The sequence below is a fragment of the Nonomuraea sp. NPDC003709 genome, assembly GCF_040610775.1.
GTDB lineage: Bacteria > Actinomycetota > Actinomycetes > Streptosporangiales > Streptosporangiaceae > Nonomuraea > Nonomuraea angiospora_A.
In genome coordinates, this window is the sequence record NZ_JBEXMW010000028.1 from 138355 (window position 1) to 161844 (window position 23490).

At 70.3% G+C, this 23490-nt stretch carries 22 protein-coding genes; 13 read left to right on the forward strand and 9 right to left on the reverse strand.

The genetic code is table 11. The annotated features are described in order from the left end of the window. Positions 1–112: 112 nt before the first annotated feature. Both ABZX61_RS54310 and ABZX61_RS54315 read left to right on the forward strand, forming a co-directional pair. On the forward strand, positions 113–850 hold the full coding sequence (locus ABZX61_RS54310; protein WP_350725084.1) for a GntR family transcriptional regulator: 738 nt from the start codon (positions 113–115) through the stop codon (positions 848–850). A 78-nt stretch (positions 851–928) separates the two neighbouring features. Further along, positions 929–1108: a hypothetical protein gene (locus ABZX61_RS54315; protein ID WP_355208106.1), complete on the forward strand. Its 180-nt coding sequence runs from the start codon at positions 929–931 to the stop codon at positions 1106–1108. A 41-nt stretch (positions 1109–1149) separates the two neighbouring features. Here ABZX61_RS54315 and ABZX61_RS54320 read toward each other — a convergent pair whose 3' ends face one another. The 7 genes from ABZX61_RS54320 to ABZX61_RS54350 form a co-directional block, all read right to left on the reverse strand. Next, a complete protein-coding gene (locus ABZX61_RS54320; RefSeq protein WP_355208109.1) occupies positions 1150–2139 on the reverse strand; it encodes a TerC family protein in 990 nt (329 codons plus the stop codon). Next, entirely contained in the window at positions 2136–2624 is a 489-nt protein-coding gene (locus tag ABZX61_RS54325) for a hypothetical protein (RefSeq protein WP_355208112.1), read from the reverse strand. The genes ABZX61_RS54320 and ABZX61_RS54325 overlap by 4 nt, the downstream gene beginning before the upstream one ends. Continuing rightward, positions 2624–4114 (reverse strand): Nramp family divalent metal transporter, encoded by a 1491-nt coding sequence (locus ABZX61_RS54330; protein WP_355208115.1) that lies wholly within the window; start codon positions 4112–4114, stop codon positions 2624–2626. Before ABZX61_RS54330 ends, ABZX61_RS54325 begins: the two co-directional genes overlap by 1 nt. 77 nt (positions 4115–4191) lie before the next feature. Beyond that, entirely contained in the window at positions 4192–6309 is a 2118-nt protein-coding gene (locus ABZX61_RS54335) for an acetate--CoA ligase family protein (RefSeq protein ID WP_355208118.1), read from the reverse strand. A gap of 68 nt (positions 6310–6377) precedes the next feature. Beyond that, positions 6378–7601, reverse strand: coding sequence for a formyl-CoA transferase (gene frc / locus ABZX61_RS54340; protein ID WP_355208121.1), 1224 nt, complete (start codon positions 7599–7601; stop codon positions 6378–6380). Between the two features lie 12 nt (positions 7602–7613). Continuing rightward, positions 7614–9320: a thiamine pyrophosphate-binding protein gene (locus ABZX61_RS54345; protein WP_350725072.1), complete on the reverse strand. Its 1707-nt coding sequence runs from the start codon at positions 9318–9320 to the stop codon at positions 7614–7616. Positions 9321–9368: 48 nt separating this feature from the next. Further along, positions 9369–10523 (reverse strand): molybdopterin molybdotransferase MoeA, encoded by a 1155-nt coding sequence (locus ABZX61_RS54350; protein WP_355208142.1) that lies wholly within the window; start codon positions 10521–10523, stop codon positions 9369–9371. Between the two features lie 97 nt (positions 10524–10620). Here ABZX61_RS54350 and ABZX61_RS54355 point away from each other — a divergent pair, with 97 nt between their 5' ends. The 9 genes from ABZX61_RS54355 to ABZX61_RS54395 all read left to right on the forward strand — a co-directional run bounded on the left by ABZX61_RS54355 (position 10621) and on the right by ABZX61_RS54395 (position 20164). After that, positions 10621–11598, forward strand: a complete 978-nt coding sequence (locus ABZX61_RS54355; RefSeq protein ID WP_350725070.1) for a 2-dehydropantoate 2-reductase — start codon at positions 10621–10623, stop codon at positions 11596–11598. A 38-nt stretch (positions 11599–11636) separates the two neighbouring features. After that, the gene (locus tag ABZX61_RS54360) at positions 11637–13538 is read left to right on the forward strand and encodes a molybdopterin-dependent oxidoreductase (RefSeq protein ID WP_355208124.1); all 1902 of its coding nucleotides are present in this window, start codon (positions 11637–11639) and stop codon (positions 13536–13538) included. Positions 13539–13542: 4 nt separating this feature from the next. After that, a complete protein-coding gene (locus ABZX61_RS54365) occupies positions 13543–15360 on the forward strand; it encodes an NAD(P)H-dependent oxidoreductase subunit E (protein ID WP_355208127.1) in 1818 nt (605 codons plus the stop codon). After that, complete coding sequence (locus ABZX61_RS54370; RefSeq protein ID WP_350725064.1) at positions 15357–16199, forward strand: 2Fe-2S iron-sulfur cluster-binding protein; 843 nt, start codon at positions 15357–15359, stop codon at positions 16197–16199. Before ABZX61_RS54365 ends, ABZX61_RS54370 begins: the two co-directional genes overlap by 4 nt. A gap of 29 nt (positions 16200–16228) precedes the next feature. Next, positions 16229–17089: a formate dehydrogenase accessory sulfurtransferase FdhD gene (fdhD, locus tag ABZX61_RS54375; RefSeq protein ID WP_350725062.1), complete on the forward strand. Its 861-nt coding sequence runs from the start codon at positions 16229–16231 to the stop codon at positions 17087–17089. A 109-nt stretch (positions 17090–17198) separates the two neighbouring features. Next, positions 17199–18113 carry a metal ABC transporter substrate-binding protein gene (locus tag ABZX61_RS54380; protein WP_355208131.1) on the forward strand — a complete coding sequence of 305 codons (915 nt, stop codon included), beginning with the start codon at positions 17199–17201 and terminating at the stop codon, positions 18111–18113. Then, positions 18110–18889 carry a metal ABC transporter ATP-binding protein gene (locus tag ABZX61_RS54385; protein WP_192791173.1) on the forward strand — a complete coding sequence of 260 codons (780 nt, stop codon included), beginning with the start codon at positions 18110–18112 and terminating at the stop codon, positions 18887–18889. Before ABZX61_RS54380 ends, ABZX61_RS54385 begins: the two co-directional genes overlap by 4 nt. A 28-nt stretch (positions 18890–18917) precedes the next feature. Continuing rightward, positions 18918–19790 carry a metal ABC transporter permease gene (locus ABZX61_RS54390; protein ID WP_350725343.1) on the forward strand — a complete coding sequence of 291 codons (873 nt, stop codon included), beginning with the start codon at positions 18918–18920 and terminating at the stop codon, positions 19788–19790. Beyond that, complete coding sequence (locus ABZX61_RS54395) at positions 19787–20164, forward strand: transcriptional repressor (RefSeq protein WP_350725059.1); 378 nt, start codon at positions 19787–19789, stop codon at positions 20162–20164. The genes ABZX61_RS54390 and ABZX61_RS54395 overlap by 4 nt, the downstream gene beginning before the upstream one ends. Before the next feature lie 6 nt (positions 20165–20170). Here ABZX61_RS54395 and ABZX61_RS54400 read toward each other — a convergent pair whose 3' ends face one another. Then, positions 20171–21100, reverse strand: coding sequence for a DMT family transporter (locus tag ABZX61_RS54400; RefSeq protein ID WP_350725057.1), 930 nt, complete (start codon positions 21098–21100; stop codon positions 20171–20173). Between the two features lie 92 nt (positions 21101–21192). On the opposite strand from ABZX61_RS54400, the gene ABZX61_RS54405 reads away from it, so the two are divergent. Continuing rightward, positions 21193–21720 (forward strand): CGNR zinc finger domain-containing protein, encoded by a 528-nt coding sequence (locus ABZX61_RS54405; protein ID WP_350725341.1) that lies wholly within the window; start codon positions 21193–21195, stop codon positions 21718–21720. Between the two features lie 290 nt (positions 21721–22010). Then, positions 22011–22337 (forward strand): hypothetical protein, encoded by a 327-nt coding sequence (locus ABZX61_RS54410; protein WP_355208146.1) that lies wholly within the window; start codon positions 22011–22013, stop codon positions 22335–22337. A gap of 37 nt (positions 22338–22374) precedes the next feature. On the opposite strand, the gene ABZX61_RS54415 is transcribed toward ABZX61_RS54410, so the two are convergent. After that, a partial coding sequence (locus tag ABZX61_RS54415; RefSeq protein WP_355208136.1) for a hypothetical protein occupies positions 22375–23490 on the reverse strand: 1116 nt, incomplete at its 5' end.

Sequence of the window (23490 nt, forward strand, 5' to 3'; positions counted from 1 at the left end):
CGCCCTCCATCGCCGGGGCGCCTGTGATGAGGCTCACGGCCAGGAGAGATCCTTGGACGGTATGCTGTAGGCAGTCGACGAAAAACCGTAACGCAGCCCTGGAGACGTGACCATGTTGCTGTCGGATCAGGCCGGTCAGGCGGCGGCCACCAAGATTCCCCGCCCAGCCACGCTCCGCGAGAGCGTTATCGAGGCTATCCAGGAGCTCATCGTCTCCGGGCAGCTCAAGCCGGGCCAGCACCTCGTGGAGAGCGAGCTGGCCGAGCTGCTCGGCGTGTCCAGGCAGCCGGTCCGCGAGGCGCTGCAGCAGCTCAGCGGCGAGGGCTGGGTCGACCTGTTCCCCGGCCAGGGCGCGTTCGTGCACGTCCCGACCGTGGAGGAGGCCGACCAGCTGCTGGCCGTGCGCACGCTGCTGGAGACCGAGTCCGCCAGGCTCGCCGCCAAGCAGGCGGGCGAGGACGGCGTCAAGCGGCTGCGCGCCCTGTGCGCGCGGGGCATCGCGGCGGTGGAGGCCGACGACGTCGACTCCGCCGTGGCGACCAACTCCGAGCTGCACGCCCTGGTGACCGCCCTGTCGGGCAACAAGGTCCTCTCCGAGCTGGCCAGCCAGGTCGCCAGGCGGGTGCGGTGGTACCACACGCCGGTGGCCCGCCAGCGCGGCATGGCCTCGTGGGAGGAGCACACCTCGCTGATCGACGCCATCGAGGCGGGCGACGAGCGGCGGGCGGCCAAGATCATGCGCGAGCACACCGAGCACACCCGCGCCTCGTACATGGCTCAGCGCGAGCAGGAGCCCGTCCAGCCGGCGCCCAAGCCGGTGCGGCGGCGCCGGACGCGGCAGCCGGGTTGATCTGCCGTTCACAAGAGACCGCATGCTCCGAAACACCTCGGGTAGAGGATGGAGCCGGACGAATGGAGGTGCGTGACCATGAAGGCGTTCATCCGCTTTCTCCTCGGTGATCCCGCGGGCCAGACAGCGGACGGCCGGGTGATCGGCCTGGGTCTGAGCACAGCTCTCAAAAAGCACTACTCCGCCGACGAAGCGGACCGCTACCTGCGCGAGTGGGCGGCCGCGGAGCACGACGTACCCAACTGTCCGCGTCACTGAGGAGCCGCGGCAGGGACGATCGCCCCGATGCCGCGGCGTGGTCAGCGTTCCACGGGTTCGGGCTCCACCCCCTCCGAGGCCGCGGCGGACGCCCTCGCATCGCGGGCCGACTTGATGAGGCTCAGCACCGTGGTGACGGCGAGGGTGCCGACGATGACGCCGAGGGAGGCCAGGATCGGGATCTCCGGCGCCCACGACACGCCGTCGTGGTGCAGGGCCTCGAGGATCAGCTTCACGCCGATGAAGGCCAGCACCACCGACAGCCCCTTGCTCAGGTAGACGAGCCGGTCGAGCAGCCCGCCGATGAGGAAGAAGAGCTGGCGCAGCCCCATGAGGGCGAAGGCGTTGGCGGTGAAGACCAGGTACGGCTCCTTGGTGAGGCCGAAGATGGCCGGGATGGAGTCGAGCGCGAAGAGCAGGTCGGTGGTCCCGATGGCGACCATGACGATCAGCATCGGGGTGACCATCCTGCGGCCGAGGTGCACGGTGAGCCGGGCGCCGTGATAGGTGTCCGTGGTCGGGAGCACCCGGCGCACCGCGCGCAGGGCGACGTTCTCGGAGAACTCCGCCTCGTCGTCCTCGCCGCCCATGAGCTTCCACGCCGTGTAGACGAGGAAGGCGCCGAAGACGTAGAAGAGCCAGTCGAACCTGGCCACCGCGCCCGCGCCGGCCGCGATGAACGCGCCGCGCATCCCCAGCGCCAGGATGATGCCGATGAGCAGCACCTTCTGGCGGTACTCACGCGGCACCTGGAAGCGGCTCATGATCAGTAGGAAGACGAAGAGGTTGTCCACGCTGAGCGAGTACTCGGTGATCCAGCCGGCGAAGAATTCCCCGCCGTGCGCGGGGCCCGACAGCAGCAGGAGTCCGACGCCGAAGGCCGCGGCCAGGGCGACGTAGAACGAGACCCAGGCCACGCACTCCTTCATGGACGGCTCGTGCGGCCTCCTGGCGACGAGCCAGAAGTCCACGGCGAGCACGACCGCGAAGCCGGCGATCGTGGCCAGCCAGATCCAGGGCGGCAGGTTCACCGGCGGGCCCCCTTCCGTGCGCGCAACATCCCGGCGTGCCGGACGTAGAGGCCGAGCAGGTCCTTGGCCAGCGGGTTGGCGGCGGCGCGGCGGATCAGCCAGTACGGCATGATCCGCTCGTGCAGCCAGACGAAGCCGATCGCGAAGCCGAGGCTCACCATCGCCTGGTACGCCAGGAACGGCAGCACTCCGTCGGCCAGGCCGATCCCGACCAGGCTCTCCTGCGCGAGCCGGGACACGGGGAAGGCCGCCACCCAGTACAGGCCGACCGGCCCGAAGGTCCCCGGACGGAACACGCCGTGGCCGAGCAGCACGCCGTACAGGCCGCCGAAGAGGGCGAGCGGCATGGCGAGCGACAGGGCCGACAGCGCGGCCATCCCGGTGGGCTGCCCCGCGAACAGGGTCAGCCCACCGGCCATGGCTCCGGCGACGGCTCCGATCGACGCCCCTGGCAGGGCGAGTTCGAGGCTGTGCCGTCCGTCCATCAGCCCACGACCACGCCGAAGGCGAACAGACTGTAGAACAGCATCCCCAGGTAGAACACCGCGCCGAAGCCGATGATGACGTTCGTCCACCACTTGGGCCTGATCGGTTTGGGCAGCATGCGGTTGTTCACCAGGAGCAGGGTCACGCAGTACGCCCCCATCGCGAACGTCGACAGGAACGCCAGCGTGTCCAGGATCCCGCTCGGCCCGTCGGCCGGTCCGAACAGCAGGATCAGGATGCCGAAAATGATCACGCCCCAGAGGAAGACCCCGTACAGGCGCGACATGCCCAACTTCTTCGCCCCGGGCACGAAGTGGTACGTCATGTCAGCCTGGCCCCGGGAGAAGGAGTCGAACAGCCCCAGGGTGGCGTTCAGGCCGATCAGCGCGATGAACCCGAGGAAGACCGTCCCGAGCACCGAGCTGCCCGCGTGGGAGACGGCGTTGGCCATCGCGGTGAGCGCCACCTCGCGGTCGTCGCCCTGGATGACGGCCCGCACGCCCGGGTTGAGCCGCACGGCGGACTGCGCGATCACCGTGAACGAGATCGTCACCAGCATGGTGACGCCCCAGAACAGCAGCAGCGCGTCGAACGTGACCCAGCGCCGCCACCCCTTCCACTTGGCCATCTCGGCCGGGTCCTCGGTGTCGAACATGAACCCGCGCGCGGGCATCTCCTCTTGCTGCCCCGCGTGCCGCAGCCCGCGGATCTGCGGGATGTGCGCGCCCATGCCGGCCCCGGAGTCACGCAGGTGCAGCGTGTACCACATCTGCTGCATGCCGGAGGGTCCGGCGAAGGCGCACGCCCCCACGATGACGGGGAACCAGGCCGCCGACATGGCCTCCGACGGGAAGTAGCCGAAGGAGAACATGCCCGAGAGCGTGGAGGCCACGTCGCCCCAGGAGCCGACCATGGCCGCGACCACCGCCGTGCCGATCACGAGTACGCCGATGAGCAGCGACAGCACGTTCTCCAGCACGTTGTAGATCACCTTGGCCAGGCTGAACACCACGCCGACCAGGATGAGCCCGATGATGGCGGTCACCATCCATGGAATGCCGGTGATCTCCTCGAACGCCGCCGCTCCCGCCGACAGGTGTCCCGGCCAGATGTAGACGGCGATGGCCACGATGAAGAAGAACCACATCAGCGGCTTGAACACCCGGGCCGCGCCGGAGAAGATGCTCTCCCCCGTCGCCATGGCGTAGCGTGCCATCTCCAGCATCACGAAGGCCTGCAGCGTGACGCCGATCAGGAACAGCCACCTGATCTCGGGCCCGAACAGCAGCACCAGCCTGGGCCACATGTACGACTCGCCCATGCCCACGCCCAGCGCGACGAGGAAGACCGTCGGCCCGAGAATGTGCACCGACGGAGGCGCGTCGGGCAGCTTCCTGATGGGCATCGGCGCGAGCCGGCCCGCTTTCCATACTCGTTCGTCCTCGACCGGCGGCGTGGCCGTCGCCGGTGGTGTTTTCGATGTGTCCACCTACGGACCTCCTGGGGGGTTGTTGCTTCCTCGTGCGCCCCGATTAGCCCCCTCACCCGGCTTGTTGCGCTCGGCTCTTAGCGCAACAAGCCGGCAGCCCTGGCCCAGCGGTATTTCGCGCCGAGGACCGCCACGGGCTTCTCCGTCGTGTACGGGTACGCGACCACGCCGTGCTCGTACAGGTACTCGCTGGCCTCCTCTACCTCGGTGTCGCCGGCGAGCGACGCGACGACCGGCTTGACGTTGCCCTTCGCCCGCTCCTCCGCCACGACGCGGGCGATGAGCTCGGCGAAGACCATCGGCGGCGTCACGATCGTGTGCCAGTAGCCCAGGACGAGCGCGTGGATGCGCTCGTCGGCCAGGCCGAGGCGGACCGTGTTCTCGTAGGTCGAGGGGGGTTCGCCGCCGGTGATGTCGATGGGGTTGCCCGCCGCGCCGAACGGCGGGATGTAGGCGCGGAAGGCCGCGTCCAGGTCGGGCGGGATGTCCATGAGCGTCAGGCCGGCGTCCACGATGGCGTCCGACAGCAGCACGCCGGAGCCGCCCGCCCCGGTGATGATGACGACGTTCTCGCCCTTGGGCGCGGGCAGGATCGGCAGCGCGCGGGCGTATTCGAGCATGTCGTTGAGGCCCGGCGCGCGCACGACCCCGGCCTGCCGCAGGATGTCGTCGTAGACCTTGTCGTCGCCCGCCAGCGCGCCCGTGTGCGAGCCCGCCGCCCGCGCGCCCATCGCGGTGCGGCCGGCCTTGAGCACGATGACCGGCTTCTGCCTGACGACCCGGCGCGCGGCCTCGACGAAGCCGCGGCCGTCCTTGAGGTCCTCCAGGTGCATGGCGACGGCCTTGGTGTTGTCGTCCTGCTCGAAGAAGGTCAGCAGGTCGTCCTCGTCCACGTCGGCCTTGTTGCCGACGCCGACGATGGCCGAGACGCCCATCTTGGTGGTGCGGCTGAAGCCCAGAATGGCCATGCCGATGCCGCCGCTCTGCGAGGTCAGCGCCACGCTGCCCTTGACGTCGTACGGGGTGCAGAACGTCGCGCAGAGGTTCTCCGGCGTGTAGTAGTAGCCGTAGATGTTGGGTCCGAGCATGCGCACGCCGTGCCTGCGCGCGATCTCGACGATCTCCTTCTGCCCCTCGACGTTCCCCGTCTCGGCGAACCCCGACGGGATCATGATCGCGCCCGCCACGCCCTTGCGCCCGGTCTCCTCCAGCGCCGGCGCCACGAACTTGGCGGGGATCGCGAACACGGCCACGTCCACGTCGCCGGGCACGTCCGAGATGCTCTTGTACGCGGTCAGCCCCATGATCTCGTCGGCCTTGGGGTTGATCGGGAAGATCTGCCCCTGGTAGCCGCCGTTGATGAGGTTGCGCATGACCGAGTTGCCGATCTTGCCGGTCTCGGCGGAGGCGCCGATCACGGCCACCGAGCGCGGCTTGAAGATCCGCGTCATCTGCCGGAGGATCTCCTCCCGCGACAGGCGGGCGACCTCGGCGGGCTTGTCGCCGATGAGGATGCGCACGTCGGCGGCGACCGCGCCGTTGGCGTCGGCGAAGACGGGGTTGAGATCCACCTCGACGATCTCGGGAAAGTCGGAGACCAGCCGGCCGACACGCTCGATCAGCTCCGCCAGCGCCTGGCGGTCGGCGGGCTCGGCCCCCCGGGCACCACGGAGCACTTCTGCCGCCCTGATGTCGTCCAGCATCCCAAGCGCATCTTCTCCCGAGACGGGGGCGAGCCGGAAGGTCACATCCTTGAGCACCTCCACCAGGACGCCGCCCAGCCCGAACGCGATGACCTTGCCGAACGTGGGATCGGTGACGGCGCCGACGATGACCTCGTGGCCGCCGCCGACGAGCTGCTGCACCTGGACGCCGTCGATGGCGGCGTCGGCGTTGTACGCGCGGGCGTTGGCGAGGATCGTGTCGTAGCCCGCGCGGACCTCCTCCGCGCTCTTCAGGCCGACCAGCACGCCGCCCGCGTCCGTCTTGTGCAGGATGTCGGGGGAGACGATCTTCAGGACGACCGGGAGGCCGATGCGCTCGGCGACGGAGACCGCCTCGTCGGCCGAGGTGGCCAGGCCCTCGCCCGGGGTGGCGATGCCGTACTCCTCGCAGATCTTGCGCCCCTCGGGGGCGGTCAGGGCCGTGCGGCCCTCGGCGAGCGCCTTCTCGATGACTTCCCTGACTGCGCCCATGGTCGCGCTCCCTACGGGTCCTCCCTGGTTACGCAAGCTGCCGCTGTCGGACCCTACTCGCCGCTCCACTAGATGACTCCGTTCGTCTTCAGTTGGGCCAGCTCGTCCGCGCTGACGCCGAGCTCGCCGTAGATCTCCTGGTTGTGCTCGCCGAGCAGGGGCGGGGTGCGGACGTCGACCGGGGAGTCCGACAGCTGCAGCGGGCTGCCGACGGTCACGAACTCGCCGCGCTCCGGGTGGTCGACCGTGACGACGATGCCCTCCTCGCGCAGGCTCTCGTCCTGGACCAGCTCCTTGGTGGACAGGATCGGCCCGCACGGGATGTTCTCGGCGTTGAGCCGGTCGAGGACCGTCCACTTGTCGTGGCGGATCGTCCACTCCTCGATGAGCTGGAACATCTTGTCCAGCTTCGGCAGCCGCGCCTCGGGCGTCGCCCACTCGGGGTCCTCGGCCAGCTCGGGGCGGCCGATGATGTTCGAGATGGGCTTCCAGCCGACCGGCTGCACGATCACGTAGATGTAGTCGTTGGGTCCGCCGGGCGCGCAGCGCACCGCCCAGCCGGGCTGGCCGCCGCCGCTGGCGTTGCCCGAGCGGGGCACCTCGTCGCCGAACGTCTTGTTCGGGTACTCGCGCAGCGGGCCGTGCGCCAGGCGCTGCTGGTCGCGGAGCTTGACGCGGCACAGGTTCAGCACGGCGTGCTGCATGGCCACCTGTACGCGCTGCCCGCGGCCGGTCTGCTGGCGCTGGTAGAGGGCGGCCAGGATGCCGGCAACCGCGTGGATGCCGGTGCCCGAGTCGCCGATCTGCGCCCCGGTGGCCAGCGGCGGGCCCTCCTCGAAGCCGGTGGAGGTCATCGAGCCGCCCATGGCCTGGGCGATCACCTCGTACGCCTTGAACTTGGCGTACCTGCCGGTGCCGAAGCCCTTGATCGAGGCGTAGATCAGGCGCGGGTTGAGCTCCTGGAGACGGTCCCAGGTGAAGCCCATGCGGTCGACGGCGCCCGGGCCGAAGTTCTCGACCAGGATGTCGGCGCTCCTCACCAGGTCGGTGAAGATCTCCTTGCCGCGCTCGCTCTTCATGTTGAGGGTGATGCTGCGCTTGTTGCAGTTGAGCATCGTGAAATAGAGGCTGTCGACGTCCGGGAGATCGCGGAGCTGCTGCCGGGTGATGTCGCCGGTCGGGGCCTCCAGCTTGACGACGTCCGCGCCCAGCCAGGCGAGCAGCTGGGTGCAGGACGGGCCCGACTGGACGTGGGTCATGTCGAGGACGCGGACACCTTCGAGAGCCTTCATGTTGGCGCTCCCCTACTTGTACATCGTCTGGTTCATGGTTCCGGGGGCGTAGACCTCTGGATCGACCCACACGTTGATCAGCGACGGCTTGCCCGACTCCCTGGCCCGCTCCAGCGCGGGGCGGATCTCGGCCGGGTCGCGCACCTCCTCGCCGTGGCCGCCGAGCAGCTTGGCGAAGTCGCCGTAGCGGATGTCGCCGAGGGTGTTGCCGACGCGGGCGCGGTCCTCGCCGTACTTGGCGGCCTGGCCGTACCTGATCTGGTTCATGGACGAGTTGTTGCCGATGACCCCGATGAACGGCAGGTCGAAGCGGACCATGGTCTCGAAGTCCCAGCCGGTCAGGCTGAAGGCGCCGTCGCCGAACAGGCAGAGCACCTCCTTGTCGCGCCGCGCCTGCTTGGCCGCCATCGCGAACGCCATGCCGACGCCGAGCGTGCCGAGCGGTCCCGGGTCCATCCAGTGGCCGGGCGACTTGGGCTGCACGACCTGGCCCGAGAAGGTGACGATGTCGCCGCCGTCGCCGATGTAGATCGTGTCCTCGGTGAGGAACTCGTTGATCTCGTGGACCAGGCGGTAGGGGTCGATGGGCTGGGCGCCGGAGAGCTGGCGGGGCAGACGCTTCTCGTACGCCTGGGTCTCGACCGCGCGCAGCTCGTCCATCCACTCCTTGCGCTTGGTGACCGCGTTCTCGATGCGGCCGCTGGCGGCCTGGGCCGCCGCCGCGAGGACGAGGCCGGCGTCGCCGACGATCCCCAGGTCGATGTCGCGGTTCTTGCCGACCGTGCGGTAGTCGAGGTCGATCTGGACCACGGCGGCGGTCGGCGAAAGGCGTTTGCCGTAGCCCATCCGGAAGTCGAACGGGGTGCCGACGATGATGATCAGGTCGGCGTTGGTGAAGGCGTACCTGCGGCTGAGCTGGAAGTGGTGCGGGTCGCCGGGCGGGAGCGTGCCGCGGCCCGAGCCGTTCATGTACGCGGGCACGTTCAGGGCCCGGACGAAGTCGATCGCGGCGTCCGTGGCCCGGCACGTCCACACCTGGCTCCCGAGCAGGATGCACGGCTTCTCCGCGTGCGCCAGCATGTCGGCCAGCCGCTCGATCGCCTCGGGGTCGCCCTGCTGGCGGGTCGAGGCCCGGTAGTGCCCGGCCTTGGGGATGCGCGCCTTCTCCAAGGGGACCTTCGCGTCGAGCACGTCGCGCGGGATCTCCAGGAACGACGGGCCCGGAGCGCCGTGGTAGCACTCGCGGAAGGCCATCGACACGATGTCCGCCACCCGCTCCGTGCTCGGCACCGTGGCCGCGAACTTGGTGATCGGGCTCATCATGTCCACGTGCGGCAGGTCCTGCAGCGAGCCCATCTTGTGCTGGCTCAGCGCTCCCTGGCCGCCGATGAGCAACATGGGGCTCTCCGCGCGGAAGGCGTTGGCCACGCCGGTGACCGCGTCGGTCGTGCCCGGCCCGGCGGTGACCACCGCGCAGCCGGGCTTGCCGGTGATGCGCGCGTACCCGTCGGCCGCGTGTGCCGCCACCTGCTCGTGGCGTACGTCGATGACCTCGATGCCCTCATCGACGCAGCCGTCATAGATATCGATGATGTGGCCGCCGCAGAGCGTGTAGATCACGTCCACACCCTCGGCCTTGAGTGCCTTGGCTACGAGATGACCACCAGAGATCGTTTCCGACATCATGCCACCCTTTCCGGCGTCGGCTGTCTTCCGCATACTGCATACCGTATGACCGCAATGGTTACTCCCTCCCGTTCGGCCTGTCTAGCCCCCCGGGGGCAACTCGATCAGCTCGACCTGCTCACCGGCCCACCCCGGAGGGACCACGGCCAGCGCGTCGGCCAGCGCCGCCCCCCACAGCGAACCCGGCCGGTCGTGCCCCACCGGCACCGCGCCCCGGCCCGACCTCAGGACCGGCACGAGCCGCGTGTCGCGCGGGTGCGCCCGCACCGCTCCGGCCAGCGCCGACGTCTCCGTGCGGACGGGGATCCCGGCCAGCTCGCGCAGGATGGGCGCGAGCAGCGTGAGGGCCGCGCCGAGGGCCGCGAACGGGTTTCCCGGCAGGCCGACGACCAGCGCCCCTCCCGGCAGCCGGGCCAGGAGTTGCGGGTGCCCGGGCCGGACGGCGACACCGTCGACGATCACGTCGGCGCCGAGGTCGCCGAGCACGGCCCGGAGGTGGTCGGCGGGCCCCTTGGACGACGCGCCGCACACGACGAGGACGTCCGCCGCCCCGGTCTTCAGTGCGACGCGGAGCGCTTCCCGGCCGTCGGGCAGCACGTCGGTGCTCGCCACCCGGCCGCCGGCCCACGCCACCAGCCCCGGCAGGAACGGGCCGATGGCGTCGCGCACCCGGCCCGGCGCGGGCAGGCCCTCGTGCACGACCTCGTCCCCGGTGATCAGCACCGCGACCCGCGGGCGGGGCCGTACCGGCAGCTCGTCGTGGCCCAGCGCGGCGGCCAGCCCGAGCGCCACCGGGGTCACCACCGCGCCCGCGCCCAGCACGACCGCGCCCTCGGCGATGTCCTCGCCCCGCCGCCGGATGTGCCGCCCGAGCTCGGCGGCGCCGTTCACCCGCGCCCCGTCCACCGCGGCCTGCTCGTACGGCAGCACCGCCGACGCCCCCGCGGGCGTCGGAGCGCCGGTGGCGATCTCGACCGCCTCCCCCGGCCGCAGCTCCTCCCCGTAGCAGGCGCCACCGGCCAGAACCCGGCCGACCACCCGCCACGGACCGGCACCGGCCACCGCGTAGCCGTCCATCGCCGAAACGTCCACCCCGGGCACCGCCACCAGCGCCGTCAACGGCGCGGCGAGGCGGCCGCCGAGAGCGTCGGCGAGCAGCACGGACGCGGGTTCGAGGGGCGTCGCGGCCCCCTTCGCGAGGGCCCGCGCGGTCACCCAGGTCGTCGATTCCACCACTAGATCATGCCGAAGAACGGTCACAGGCATGCTCCTTGACCCACGTTTTTCCATACTGTATACCGAATGCAAATCCGACGCGAGAACGGAGCGCAGCATGAAGGTCGCTGTTCTTGGCGCCGGCGCCATCGGCGCATACGTGGGGGCCGCCCTCCACCGGGCGGGAGTCGAGGTGCACCTCATCGCGAGAGGCGAGCACCTGCAGGCGATCCGGCGCGCCGGTGTGCGGGTGCTCACCCCCAGAGGCGACTTCACCGCCCATCCCCATGCCACCGACGACACCACCCAGGTCGGCCCGGTGGACCACGTCTTCCTGGGCCTCAAGGCGAACAGCTACGCCTCCGCGGGCCCCATGATCAGGCCGCTCCTGCACGAGGCCACGAGCATCATCGCCGCGCAGAACGGCATCCCGTGGTGGTACTTCCACGGGCTCAAGGGCCCCTACGAGGGCTACCGCATCGAGAGCGTCGACCCGGGCGGCGCGGTCACGACCGCGCTGCCCCTGCACCGTGCCGTCGGCTGCGTCGTGTACGCCGCCACCGAGATCGAGCGACCCGGCGTGATCCGCCATCTTGAGGGCACCCGCTTCTCCATCGGCGAGCCGGACGGCGAGCTGACCGAGCGGTGCGCCGCCTTCAGCCAGGCCGCGATAGCCGGCGGGCTCAAGTGCCCGGTGGAGCGCGACCTGCGCAAAGACGTGTGGGTCAAGCTCATGGGCAACATCGCCTTCAACCCGATCAGCGCGCTGGCCAGGGCGACGATGGCCGGGATCTGCCGCCACGACGGCGCCAGGGAGCTGGTCGTGGCCATGATGCGGGAGACCGTCGAGGTGGCCGGGCGGGTCGGCTGCGACCCGGGGATCTCCATCGAGCGCCGCCTGAAGGGGGCGGAGAAGGCGGGCGAGCACAAGACCTCCACGCTGCAGGACCTGGAGAAGGGCAAGCCGCTGGAGCTCGACGTGCTGCTCGCGGCGGTGGTCGAGCTGGCCGACCTCACCGGCGCCGAGGTGCCGACGCTGCGTGCCATCCACGCGGTGAGCGACCTCCTCAACGCCAACCTTGTCCGCGCGGTCTAACGGGGAATACCGTAGCCTGTATACAGAATGGAGGGATCATGAGCTATGACCGCCTGACCCATCCACTGGTGCGTGAGAACGGCGTGCTGCGCAGGGCGACCTGGGAGGAGGCCCTGGAGCGGGCGGCGGAGGGCTTCCGCCGCAACCTCGCCGCGCATGGGCCCGACTGCTTCGCCATGTTGTCGTGCGCCCGTTCCACCAACGAGATGAACTACGTCGGGCAGAAGTTCACCCGCGTGGTGATCGGCACCAACAACGTGGACTCCTGCAACCGCACCTGCCACGCGCCGAGCGTGGCGGGGCTGTCGGCGGTGTTCGGCAGTGGTGGCGGCACGTCCTCCTACCAGGAGGTGGAGGACACCGATGTGATCGTGATGTGGGGTTCGGCGGCGCGTAACGCCCACCCCATCTTCTTCCAGCACGTGCTGAAGGGCATCCACAACGGCGCGCGGATGTTCGCGGTGGACCCGCGCCGCACCGGCACCGCCCAGTGGGCCGACCTGTGGCTGGGGCTGAACGTGGGCACGGACATCCCCCTCGCCCACGCGGTGGCCAGGGAGATCATCCACGCCGGGCTGCACAACGAGGCGTTCATCGAGCGGGCCACGATCGGGTTCGAGGAGTTCAAGGAGTCGGTCGAGCCCTGGACGCTCACCACCGCCGAGCAGGTCACCGGTGTGCCCGCGCACGCCATCCGCGAGCTGGCCCACGCCTACGCCCGCGCCGACCGCGCCCAGCTGTGCTGGACGCTCGGCATCACCGAGCACCACAACGCGACGGACAACGTACGGGCCCTGATCAACCTGTCCCTGCTCACCGGCCACGTCGGCCGCTACGGCTCCGGCCTGTCGCCGCTGCGCGGCCAGAACAACGTGCAGGGCGGCGGCGACATGGGCGCCATCCCCAACCGGCTGCCCGGCTTCCAGGACATCCTCGACCCCGGCATCCGGGCGCGTTTCGAGAGCGCGTGGGGCAGGGAGATCCAGCCCCGCTACGGCCTCAACCTCACCCAGATGCTGGAGGCCATGGCCGACGGCGAGGTGACCACCTGCTATCTCATCGGTGAGAACCCCGTGCAGTCCGAGGCCGACTCCCTGGCCTGCATCAAGCGCCTGTCCATGCTCGACCACCTGGTCGTGCAGGACATCTTCCTCACCAAGACCGCCCAGATGGCCGACGTCGTGCTGCCCGCGAGCGCCGCCTGGTGCGAGGCGGACGGCACGTTCACCAACAGCGAGCGCCGGGTCCAGCGGGTCCGCAAGGCCCTCGATCCGCCGGGCGAGGCGCGCGACGACATCTGGATCATGTGCGAGCTGGCCCGCAGGCTGGGCCACGACTGGCACTACGACGGCGCCGAAGAGGTCTGGAACGAGCTGCGCGCCATCTCGCCCCAGCACCACGGCATGACCTACCAGCGGCTGGCCGACCTGCAGGGCATTCAGTGGCCCTGCCCGTCGGAGGACTCGCTGGAGCCGCCCTACCTGCACGGCAGGCTGTGGGAGAGCGACCCGGTCAGGCGGGGCGTGCCGGCGCCGTTCGCGGTGCTGCGCCACTCGCCGCCGGTGGACCTGCTGGACGAGGAGTATCCGCTGCGGCTGACGACCGGGCGACGGCTCGACTCGTACAACACGGGCGTGCAGTCCTCCGGGTTCGCCTCTCCCCTGCGCCGGGGCGAGACGGTGGAGCTCTGCCCCGAGGACGCCGACCGGCTCGGCGTCGTCGCGGGCGAGGAGGTGCGGATCAGCTCGCGGCGCGCGTCGGTGGTCGCGCCGGTGTTCATCGACCCCGCCCTGCGGCCGGGGCTGGTGTTCATGACCATGCACTTCCCGGACGAGGTGGACACCAACTCGCTCACCATCGAGGCCACCTGCCCGATCGCGGGCACCGCCGAGTTCAAGGCGGCGGCCGTACGCGTCGAGAAGCTCGTGAAGGCCGGGTGATCAGATGGATCTGAGGTTCCGTGGCGCAGAGCCGTCCGACGAGGAGCGCGCGGCCGTCGACGCGCTGCTCGGGCCGCCCGCGTCGGCGTGGGACGGCGGCGGGAGGACCGAGGCCGACCTGCGGGTGGCCGCCCGCGCCGAGTCGCAGCGCGACATGCTGCTGCCCGCGCTGCACGCGGTCAACGACCGGGTCGGGTGGATCAGCGAGGGCGCGCTCGACTACATCTGCCGCCGCCTGACCGTGCCGCCCGCCGAGGCGTACGGGGTGGCGACGTTCTACTCACTGTTCTCCATGGAGCCGCGGCCGAAGCGGGTGCTGCACGTCTGCACCGACCTGGCCTGCCAGGCCAAGGGTGGCGAGGACGTACGCAGGCGGGTGGAGGAGCGGCTCGGCCCGCCCGGCAAGGCGTGGCACGAGAGCCCCTGCCTGGGCCTGTGCGAGCGGGCCCCCGCCGCGCTCGCCCTGGAGGCGGGCACGCCTCCCAAGGCCCAGGTGTACGCGCCCGCGAACGCCTCCCTGACCCTGGACTCCCCCACCCCCAACGGCACCACCCCCAGCCTCGACGTCGCCGGCGACGCCCCGGTGGCGGCGGCCGTGCCGCAGTCCGGGCAGGACGGGCTGACCCTGCTCAGGAGGGTCGGCACGACCGATCCCGCGAGCCTGGACGACTACCGGGCGGCCGGCGGCTACAGCGCGCTCAGGAGGGCGTTCGAGCTGGGGCCCGCCGGGGTCATCCGGGAGGTCCTGGAGTCGGGGCTGGTCGGCAGGGGCGGCGCCGCGTTCCCGACCGGCCGCAAGTGGGACGCCACCGCACGCCAGCCCGACCACCCGCACTACCTGGTCTGCAACGCCGACGAGAGCGAGCCGGGCACGTTCAAGGATCGCGTGATCATGGAGGGCGACCCGTACGCGCTGGTGGAGGCGATGACGATCGCCGCCTACGCCACCGGCTGCGCCAAGGGATACCTCTACATCAGAGGCGAATACCCCAGGGCGACCGCGCGGCTCCAGCACGCCATCGCGACCGCCCGCGCGCGGGGCCTGCTCGGCGACGACATCCTCGGCAAGGGCCTGTCGTTCGACATCGAGCTGCGCAGGGGCGCGGGCGCGTACATCTGCGGCGAGGAGACCGCGATCTTCAACTCCATCGAGGGGCAGCGGGGCGAGCCGCGCAGCAAGCCGCCGTTCCCCGTGGAGAAGGGGCTGTTCGGCAAACCGACCGTGGTCAACAACGTCGAGACGCTGGTCAACGTGCTGCCGATCCTGGAGCGCGGCCCCCAGGCGTACACGGCGGCCGAGCCCAAGCTGTTCTGCGTCTCGGGCGCGGTCGAGCGGCCCGGCGTGTACGAGCTCACGTTCGGGACGACGTTGCGCGAGCTGCTGGACATGACCGGCACCACCGGCACGACGAGAGCGGTGCTGCTCGGCGGCGCGGCCGGCGCGTTCGTCACCGACCTGGACATCCCGCTCACCTTCGAGGGCACCAGGAACGCGGGGGCGACGCTCGGCTCCGGCGTGGTGCTCGTCATCGACGACACCGTGGACATGAAACGGCTGCTGCTGCGCATCGCGGAGTTCTTCCGCGACGAGTCCTGCGGCCAGTGCGTGCCCTGCCGGGTCGGCACCGTACGGCAGGAGGAGGCCCTGCACCGGCTGTCGCGCCGGGTCTCCCCGAGCCTCCCGCGCCGGGACGACGACCCCGATCTCGTGCTGCTGCGCGAGGTCGGCCAGACCATGCGGGACGCCTCGATCTGCGGCCTCGGACAGACCGCCTGGAACGCCGTCGAATCGGCCATCGACCGTCTGGGAGTGTTCAAATGATCCCGCTCCAGCCGCCCCGGCGGCTCATCGACGTCCAGATCGACGGCGAGGACGTACGGGTGCCGGAGGGCTCGACGATCCTCGACGCCTGCCACGCGGCGGGCAAGGACATCCCCACCCTCTGCTACGGCGACACGCTGACCCCGAAGAACGCCTGCCGCGTCTGCGTCGTGGAGGTGGAGGGCGCCAGGACGCTGGCCCCCGCCTGCTCCCGCAAGGCCGAGGCCGGCATGAAGGTCGGCACCGACACCGACCGGGCCCGGCAGAGCCGCAAGGTGGTGCTGGAGCTGCTCGGCTCCTCCGTGGACCTGTCGACCACCCCTCGGGCCGCCGAGTGGGCCGAGGAGTACGGCGCCGACCCCACGCGGTTCGGCGACGACGCGGCCACGGTCGAGCAGCCCGCCAAGGTGGACAACGACCTCTACGTGCGCGACTACAGCAAGTGCATCCTGTGCTACAAGTGCGTGGACGCCTGCGGCGACCAGTGGCAGAACACCTTCGCCATCGCCGTCGCGGGCCGCGGGTTCGACGCGACGATCTCCACGGAGTTCGAGGCGCCGCTCACCGACTCGGCCTGCGTCTACTGCGGCAACTGCGTGGAGGTGTGCCCGACGGGCGCGCTGTCGTTCAAGACCGAGTTCGACATGCGGGCCGAGGGCACCTGGGACGAGTCGCGGCAGAGCGAGACCACGACGGTCTGCAGCTACTGCGGGGTCGGCTGCAACCTGACCCTGCACGTGCAGGACAACAAGATCGTCAAGGTGAGCTCGCCGCACGACAACCCGGTGACCAAGGGCAACCTCTGCGTCAAGGGCCGCTTCGGGTACGGCTATGTCTAGGGCGCTCATCCGGGCCGAGGGGAGCGCTCGTGTCTAGGGTCGCGGTGAAACGACGGATCCTGCGGGTCAAGGACACCGCCCGCATCCCCAAGGTCGACTCGCTGGCCGCCGAGGAGCCGCTGGAGATCCGCCTCGACGGGACGCCGCTGACGGTCACCATGCGCACGCCCGGCGACGACTTCGACCTGGCCGCCGGGTTCCTGGTCAGCGAGGGGGCCGTGGGCGCGGCCGACGACATCGCCACGATCCGCTACTGCGCGGGCGCGACGGTGGACGGCGGGAACACGTACAACGTGCTCGACGTGCGACTGGCGCCCGGCGTGACGGCGCCCGCGCCGCGCAACTTCTACACCACGTCCTCCTGCGGCGTCTGCGGCAAGGCGTCGCTGGAGGCGGTACGCACGGTGGCTCGCTGGAGCGCCGGAGACGACCCGGTCGAGCTGGCACAGCCGACCGTCGCCGCCCTGCCGGACCGGCTGCGCGCGGCCCAGCGGGTGTTCGACCGGACCGGGGGCCTGCACGCGGCCGGCCTGTTCACGTCCGACGGCGAGCCGCTGTGCGTGCGCGAGGACGTGGGCCGGCACAACGCGGTGGACAAGCTGCTCGGCTGGGCCCTGCGCAACGACCGGCTCCCTTTGCGCGGGACCGTCCTGATGGTGTCGGGCCGGGCCTCGTTCGAGCTGGTGCAGAAAGCGGTCATGGGGGGCATCCCGGTGCTCGCCGCTGTCTCGGCGCCGTCGTCGCTCGCGGTCGAACTGGCCGCGGAGGAGGGGCTGACGCTCATCGGGTTCCTGCGCGGGGACTCGATGAACGTCTATACGGGCGAGCGCCGCCTGAGCATCACCCCGAGCGCCGGCTATGGCTCGGCCGGCGCACACTCACCGGGGTGATGGCGGGATGCCGCACGGCACCCCTGGCCCCCAGCGTGCCGTCGGCATCCCCTCCCTGCGCGCCAGGGGATTTTGACAACCATTTTCATTTTGGCGCATACTGACTCACATGATGTCAGGATTTTCCCGGTCGTACGCCGTCGGATTGCTGGCCGGGGCCACCCTCCTCACCACCGCCGCCTGCGGATCCGGCTCCGCCGAGACCGCCGCAGGGGGCAGGCCGGAGGTGGTCGCCGCGTTCTATCCGCTCCAATGGCTGACCGAGCAGGTGGGAGGATCCGACGCGCACGTGACCGTCCTGACCGCCCCCGGCGTCGAGCCGCACGACCTCGAGCTCAGCATCCAGCAGGTGACCGAGATCCAGAAGGCGGCGCTCACGGTCTACATCAAGGGCGTCCAGCCCGCCGTGGACGACGCGGTCGACGCCGACAAGAGCTTCGACGCCGCCACGGCCGTCACGACCCTGCCCGCGAGCGGGCACGAGGAGGGCGAGGAGGAGCACGGCCACGAGGTCTCGTACGACCCGCACCTCTGGCTGGACCCCACCCGCCTGGCCACCATCGCCGCCAAGCTCGGCGAGCGCCTGGCCGCCGCCGACCCGGCGCACGCGCAGGCGTACAAGGACCGCGCCGCCAAGACGGCGGGCGCGCTTGGAACGCTCGACCAGGAGTTCGCCAAGGGCCTGAGCACGTGCAGGACCAAGTCCCTGGTCACGGCGCACGAGGCGTTCGGCTACCTGGCGGACCGTTACAAACTCAAGCAGGTCGGCATCACGCTCGACCCCGAGACCGAGCCGTCGCCCGCGCGCATCTCCGAGGTGGCCAAGCTGGCCAAGGCCGAGGGTGTGACCACGATCTTCACCGAGTCCCTGGTCAGCCCCAAGGTGGCCGAGGTGCTCGCGAACGAGGTGGGCGCGAAGACCGCCGTGCTCGACCCGCTGGAGAGCCGGCCCTCCGGCGATTACCTGTCTGCCATGCGCGATAACCTCAAAACCCTACAAACAGCACTGGGGTGTACGGCATGAGCGAAACGGCCTTCGCGATGACCGACGGCCGGGTCTCCTTCGATGGCAAGCCCGTCCTCCGGGGGATCGACCTGACCGTCTGCCCAGGGGAGGTCGTCGCCCTCCTGGGGGCCAACGGCTCGGGCAAGTCGACGCTGGTCCGCGCACTGCTCGGCCTCACGCCGCTCACCGGCGGCTCGACGCTGATGTACGGGTCCCCGCCGGGCAGGTTCCGCGACTGGTGGCGCATCGGCTACGTGCCGCAGCGGCTCCAGGTCGGGGGCGGCGTGCCCGCCACCGTACGCGAGGTCGTGGCCTCGGGCCGGATCGCCAGGCAGAGCCGGCTGCGCAGGACCAGCCCGGCCGACAAGGCCGCCGTGGCCGGCGCGCTGGAGGCCGTCCGGCTGGCCGACCGCGCGAACGACCCCGTCCAGTCGCTGTCCGGCGGCCAGCAGCAGCGGGTGCTCATCGCCCGGGCGCTGGCCGGGGAGCCGGACACGTACGTGATGGACGAGCCGACGGCGGGCGTAGACGCCGACACGCAGCAGTTGCTGGCCGACACGCTGGCCGGGCTGGTGCGCGACGGCAAGACGGTGGTGCTGGTCGCGCACGAGCTGGGGCCGCTGGAGCCGATCATCACGCGCGGCGTGGTGATCCGCGAGGGCCGCGTCGCGCACGACGGCAGGCCGCCGCGCCCGGAGGGCGACTGCGCCCGGCCGGGCCACGAACATCAGCACCCGCACGCGGCCACGCCGGCCGCGGGGCCGTTGACCGGCTGGCAGGGGGAGGCGCCGTGAACGGCGGCCGACGGAGGGAACCGCGATGATCATGGATTTGCTCCAGGAGCAGCTCTTCCAGCTCGCCCTGGTGGCCGCGCTGCTGGTGGGCCTGTGCGCGCCCGCCGTGGGGACGTTCATCGTGCAGCGCAGGCTGGCGCTGCTGGGTGACGGCATCGGCCACGTGGCGCTGACCGGCGTCGCCCTCGGCTTCCTGACCGGCACCACACCCGTGCTCACCGCCGTGATCGTCTCCGTCGTCGGGGCGGTGGCCATCGAGCTGGTCAGGGCGCGCGGGCGGACCAGCGGCGACGTGGCGCTGGCACTTCTGTTCTACGGCGGGATCGCGGGCGGCGTCATGCTCATGGGCATCGCGCCGGGCGGCAGCAACGCCAAGCTGAACTCCTACCTGTTCGGCGCCATCGCCAGCGTCACGGTCCAGGACATCTGGGTCATCGCCGCGCTGGCCGTGGCCGTGATCGGCGTGGTCGTGGTCTTCGGCAGGGAGTTGTTCGTGCTCTGCCAGGACGAGGAGATGGCCAGGGCGAGCGGCCTGCCGGTCCGCTTCCTCAGCCTGCTCATCGCGGTCACCGCCGCGCTCACCGTCGTGATCGCGATGCGCGTGGTGGGTCTGCTGCTGGTCAGCGCGCTGATGGTGATCCCGGTGGCCACCAGCCAGCAGCTCACCCGGGGTTTCCGCACGACGATGGGGCTGGCCATGCTGTTCGGGGTGCTCGCCTCGGTGGGCGGCCTGCTCGCCTCCACCTACTCGGCCAAGGTGCCTCCCGGCGCGGCGATCGTGCTTCTTGCTCTCGCAGGCTTCGTCCTGGCCCTCGGTGTCGGTAAATTCGTACGCCGAGGCCGTACCCAGGAGTCGACAGTGAGCGAGCGACCGAAGATGCGCGTGGAGGAGGTCGCATGACGACGAGACGCGACGCCGTGCACGACACCCTCCGCAGGAGCGAGGGGTTCCGCAGCGCGCAGGACGTCTATGCCGAGATGCGCCTGCACGGGGCGAAGATCGGCCTGACCACCGTCTACCGCGCCCTTCAGGCGCTGGCCGACGGCGGGCAGGTCGACGTGCTGCGTACGGACGAGGGCGAGTCCGTCTACCGGGCGTGCGCCAGCGACGTCCATCACCACCACCTGGTCTGCCGCCGCTGCGGCCACACGGTGGAGGTGGCCGGTCCCGCGGTCGAGCGGTGGGCCGAGGCGGTGGGCGGCGAGCACGGCTTCACCGAGATCACCCACACGGTCGAGGTCTTCGGCACCTGCGCCGCCTGCTCCAAGGGCTGACCGGCGTCAGCCGGCCTTCGGCACCTGCTGCTCGCGCGGCTCTTTCCGGCGCGTCTCGCCGGGCTGCGGCGAGCGGGTGCGGGTGCGGGAGCCGTACAGGACTCCGAGGACGATCACCGCGCACCCGGCGAGCTGCAGCGCCGACGGCCGCTCGCCCAGCACCACCGCGGACAGCGCGACGGTCGTCATGGGCTGCACCAGCAGCAGCAACGCGGTGAGCGCGGCCGGCTGGCGCGGCAGCGAGAACGTGATCAGCGACCACCCCAGCACCTGCGGCCCCAGCGCGAGCAGCAGCAGCCACCCGTGCGCCGGCCAGCTCGGCATGAGATCGGCACCCCCGAAGAGCGGGCTCAGCAGGGCGATCGCCACGGTGGCGACCACCGTGGCGTGTGCCAGCGGCCCCACGGCCCGCGCCGGCCCGGCCTTCATGAGCAGCAGGAACGCCGCGTACGAGATGGACGTGGCGACCCCGGCCAGCACCCCCATGATCGGATCGCGCCCGTAGGCGGCGCTGTCGAACACCCCGGAGATGAGCACCACCCCCGCGAACACGATCGGCGTCGCGACCATCAACCGGGAGGACGGCCGCTCCCCGAACAGCGCCCAGGCCGCGAACGCCACCAGGAACACCTGCAGATTCCCCAGCACCGTGGCCAGCCCCGCGCCCACGTAGTCGATCGCGTGATGCCAGAACAGCAGGTCGAGCGCGAACACCACGCCCGCCAGCCAGGCCAGCACCACCCCTTTCCACGGCAGCGGCCCCAGCCTGCGCCGCTCCAGCCAGGCCAGCACGATCATGGGCGGCACGGCGTACGCGCAACGGAACAACGCGGACGTGGCAGGCGATACACCTGAGAGCCGAACCAAGGGGGCGGAGGTGGAGATGATCAGCGCACCGACGATCGCGATCAGCACGATACGGCGATGTGCACTCATAGAAACCCCCGTACGGCCATGCAGGAGATACAGTGCGACCACGCTAGAACCCGGCGCGGACAGGAGTCAACATGCCGTTTGGCCATGACATGGTGCATTCTTTGGCCACCGTTGTCGAGCTGGTCAACACCTCGCCCTCCACCGGGGGCGACGAGGGCCTGGCGGGCCTGGTCGAATTGCAGGCGTTCGTGGAGTCCCGCCAGATCAGCGGCGTCACCAAGCTGACGCCCCGCGACCTGGGCCAGGTGCGGATGGTACGAGAGGTGTTCTACCGCGTCTTCATCTCCCCGGACCAGCCCACGGCGGTCCGCACCCTGAACGTCCTGCTCGCCGAGACGCGCATCACCCCCCGGCTGACCGAGCACGACGGCCACCCGCTGCACATGCACTATTTCGCCGCGGACTCCACCCTGGCGGAGCACGTGGCGGCCGATTGCGGCGTCGCCCTGGCCCACCTGCTGGTGGAGGGCGAGGTCGAACGCCTGCGCACCTGCTCGGCCCCGGACTGCGACCGCGTCTTCGTCGACGAGTCCCGCAACCGGTCCCGCGTCTACTGCGACAGCCGCACGTGCGGCAACCGCATGCACGTGGCCGCCTACCGCGCCCGCCGCCGCGCCTAACCCTCGGGACAGCCCTCCAGGAGAACTCGGCGCCCCCGGGGAGCGCCGGGACGCCCGGGGGCCCAGGGGGAACAGCTCGGTCCTCGCACTGAGACGCGCTACGCGCGATGGAGCACTCGGGCAGCGCCCTGTGGGGGCAAGCCCTCACACCCCAGGCGGGGACCTGCCGGTCCCCGCACCCCTCGGACGCGACCCCGACTACCCCACCGAGGCTCGATATCCCGAAGGGCGCGGCAGGCAGGGCCGAAGCGTTCTCGGCCGGTGGGCGCCTGCGGGCATGACGTGGCTGGGTGGCTGGGGGGCACCTGGAGCACGTCACCATTGTCACGATCCACGCGGTCACCAGCCTCCCATCGGGACGAATCACACACGCCCGGCTCGCCGCCCTGATCCGCGGCCACTGGCGCGTCGAGGCCCTGCACCACGTCCGCGACGTCACCTACCGCGAGGACGCCTGCCGAGTCCGGACCGGCACCGCACCCCGGATCATGGCCGGCCTCCGCAACCCGGCCATCGGACCGGCCCGCCTGATCGGCTGGACCAACATTGCCGCCGCCACCGACCACTGCCGCAGCCACCCCGCCGACGGCCTTCAGCTACTCGGCGTCACAACATGAGAACGCTTCGGCAGCCAACGAATGGGCGGCCGCCGTGCTAGGTGAAGTATATGAGCCGGTCCTCTGAGCGGATCAGGCCTGGAAGGCCGAGCTGGGCGGACTGTGGGAAGCGTGGAATCACTTCGTCGCAGAATTGTTGGTCGATTTTTTTCAGGTAGTTGCGAGCGGACACGTCGTCGTCGTCCTGAAAGATGTCGGTGAACCAGTTTTCGTCGGCCACCGCGTGATCGAAGCGTGCCTTGGCGGGTGCCACGATGTCATCCGCGCACGTGCGGGCGAGCGAACCGATGGTGCTGTAGATCTCGGCCAGCGGGCGGACGGTGTCGTGGATCGCCTTCAGCGCCCGCTGCGCCTTCTCTGCCGCAGCACCGGCCCAATGGTAGCTGACGTCATTCGCATGAAACCGCAGCCTGCCGGCGATCGTCCCCAGGTCGTCGGAGATCGCCGTCATGGAACTGGAAAAGTTTCTCATCGACTGCTCGTCGCCGGTCATCAACAGCTCCCTGATCTGTTCCTTGTCAAGGCTGTCGTAGTCATGACGCAGCTCGATGCCGTTCCAGTCGACGACGATGTATCCCGACGGATATTGGTCGCTGACGGCATAGCCTTTTTCGACACTGCTCCAGCTGCTTCTCGGCGTGTCCGAATAAGGACTCACCGTGGAGGTGGAGTCATGATATCTGTTCCAGAAGGACTGCCTGTTGAGCCAACTGTTCTCTTCGGCGATATTGTAATTCTGGCCGGCGGTGGCAATGCCGCACGCGGCCACGACGCACTCGACCACCGCATCACTGGTAATGCAGTACAAGTCATCCGTGAAAGATCGGAAGATCCTCGAGACGTCGTCGGCCCTGCCCCAATCTCCGGCATTGAAGCTCTTCCCGCCCCACCAGTCGGGGATTTCGACATCATTGAGATCGACCACGAGCTGCTCGGCCGTCTCCCGCAGCGCCCTGCGATCGACGTCAATGCCATCTCTGACCAGGTCGCCGAGCCCAGGCCAATCGTCACTGGGCCTGGGTACACTGTCCGCACCCGCTCCATCCTCTTGCGGATCCGTTCTCAAAGTCACGCGAATCGCCTTCTCACGGTGTGATTGATTGATTGCGGAGGATAGTGCCCTCGGGAGCCTAGCTAATTCGATTAGAACTAG

What these genes read in the sequence shown, in the direction of transcription:
- ABZX61_RS54385 (WP_192791173.1), top strand. Translation starts at nt 18,110, where the DNA reads ATGAGCGAAACGGCCTTCGCGATGACCGACGGCCGGGTCTCCTTCGAT.
- ABZX61_RS54360 (WP_355208124.1), top strand. Translation starts at nt 11,637, where the DNA reads ATGAGCTATGACCGCCTGACCCATCCACTGGTGCGTGAGAACGGCGTG.
- ABZX61_RS54365 (WP_355208127.1), top strand. Translation starts at nt 13,543, where the DNA reads ATGGATCTGAGGTTCCGTGGCGCAGAGCCGTCCGACGAGGAGCGCGCG.
- ABZX61_RS54395 (WP_350725059.1), top strand. Translation starts at nt 19,787, where the DNA reads ATGACGACGAGACGCGACGCCGTGCACGACACCCTCCGCAGGAGCGAG.
- ABZX61_RS54380 (WP_355208131.1), top strand. Translation starts at nt 17,199, where the DNA reads ATGATGTCAGGATTTTCCCGGTCGTACGCCGTCGGATTGCTGGCCGGG.
- ABZX61_RS54310 (WP_350725084.1), top strand. Translation starts at nt 113, where the DNA reads ATGTTGCTGTCGGATCAGGCCGGTCAGGCGGCGGCCACCAAGATTCCC.
- frc (WP_355208121.1), bottom strand. Translation starts at nt 7,601, where the DNA reads ATGAAGGCTCTCGAAGGTGTCCGCGTCCTCGACATGACCCACGTCCAG.
- ABZX61_RS54400 (WP_350725057.1), bottom strand. Translation starts at nt 21,100, where the DNA reads ATGAGTGCACATCGCCGTATCGTGCTGATCGCGATCGTCGGTGCGCTG.
- ABZX61_RS54370 (WP_350725064.1), top strand. Translation starts at nt 15,357, where the DNA reads ATGATCCCGCTCCAGCCGCCCCGGCGGCTCATCGACGTCCAGATCGAC.
- ABZX61_RS54345 (WP_350725072.1), bottom strand. Translation starts at nt 9,320, where the DNA reads ATGCGGAAGACAGCCGACGCCGGAAAGGGTGGCATGATGTCGGAAACG.
- ABZX61_RS54335 (WP_355208118.1), bottom strand. Translation starts at nt 6,309, where the DNA reads ATGGGCGCAGTCAGGGAAGTCATCGAGAAGGCGCTCGCCGAGGGCCGC.
- ABZX61_RS54325 (WP_355208112.1), bottom strand. Translation starts at nt 2,624, where the DNA reads ATGGACGGACGGCACAGCCTCGAACTCGCCCTGCCAGGGGCGTCGATC.
- ABZX61_RS54315 (WP_355208106.1), top strand. Translation starts at nt 929, where the DNA reads ATGAAGGCGTTCATCCGCTTTCTCCTCGGTGATCCCGCGGGCCAGACA.
- ABZX61_RS54355 (WP_350725070.1), top strand. Translation starts at nt 10,621, where the DNA reads ATGAAGGTCGCTGTTCTTGGCGCCGGCGCCATCGGCGCATACGTGGGG.